The organism is Massilia soli, from assembly GCF_016809835.1.
Classification (GTDB): domain Bacteria; phylum Pseudomonadota; class Gammaproteobacteria; order Burkholderiales; family Burkholderiaceae_D; genus Telluria_A; species Telluria_A soli.
This window is the reverse complement of sequence record NZ_JAFBIL020000027.1, coordinates 1-1218: the sequence shown is the minus strand read 5'-3', so window position 1 is coordinate 1218 and position 1218 is coordinate 1. Positions and strand designations below refer to the sequence as shown.

Below are 1218 nucleotides of genomic sequence, written 5' to 3'. Positions count from 1 at the left end.
TAGGGAAGCGCTGATTAATTCAAACGCTTACGTTTCCATCGGCAGCCCGACCTGAGACAATACCGGCACTTTCACCGCACCGTCATCGATCATGCAAAAGAGTTTTTCCGACCTTGAGTACGCCGCCAAGAAGAAGTTGACGCGCCGCGACCGCTTCCTCGCTGAGATCGACGTGGCGACGCCGTGGGGCAAGCTGCATAAGCTGATCGAGCCACACTACCCGAAGGTGACTGGTCCTGGTCGTCCGCCGATCGGCTTGGCCCGCATGCTGCGCATGTACGTAGCCCAGCAGTGTTTTGGTCTGTCCGATGAGGGTATTGAGGACGCCATTTACGACAGCCAGGCGATCCGCGCTTTCGTCGGCATCGACCTCAATCGCGAGAGCGCACCGGACGCGACGACGCTGCTCAAGTTTCGCCACTTGCTCGAAGCAAAGGGGCTGACGCAGAAGATTTTCGAAGCGATCAATGCGCATCTGGCGGCCAAGGGATTGATGATGCGCGAAGGGACCATTGTGGATGCCACCTTGATTGCCGCGCCACCGTCGACCAAGAATAAGGACGGCGAGCGCGACCCGGAAATGCACCAATCGAAGAAGGGCAATGACTGGCATTTTGGAATGAAAGCCCATATCGGCGTGGACGCGGCATCGGGCCTGGTGCACACCGTTGTGGGCACCGCTGGCAATGTCTCCGATGTGACGCAGGCGCACGCGCTGCTGCACGGTGATGAGGTGGCAGCCTTTGGCGACGCCGGTTATCAGGGCGTCGAAAAGCGCTCCGAGAACATCGGCAAACCGGTGACTTGGCACGTGGCGATGAAGCGCGCTAAACGCAAGGCGCTGCCGAAGAACAAGCTTGGCCGCATGACCGAAAAGCTTGAGCATCTCAAGGCGAGCGTGCGTGCGAAAGTCGAGCATCCATTTCATGTCATCAAGAACCTGTTCCGTCATCGGAAGACGCGCTACCGTGGCTTGGCGAAGAACACCGCCCAGTTGTTCACGCTGTTCGGCTTCGCCAATCTGGTGCTGGCCGGCCGGCGATTTACGATCACTGAAACCCGAAGAGCGTCCTGAGCGCCGAAAGGCGCAAGGATTACTGCATATTTGCTGCAAAAACCGCTGAAATGGCCCTCGAAAAACGCATTCCGTTTTTTCGACGATGCCGCTTCCGCCAAAAATCGGGAAACCGCTGAAATCATCAATTGATCAGCGCTTCC

At 57.7% G+C, this 1218-nt stretch carries 1 protein-coding gene; it reads left to right on the top strand.

What is annotated here, in order from left to right:
• Positions 1-91 precede the first annotated feature (91 nt).
• A complete protein-coding gene (locus tag I4X03_RS22970; protein ID WP_223471443.1) occupies positions 92-1075 on the top strand; it encodes an IS5 family transposase in 984 nt (327 codons plus the stop codon).
• The last annotated feature ends 143 nt before the right edge of the window (positions 1076-1218 follow it).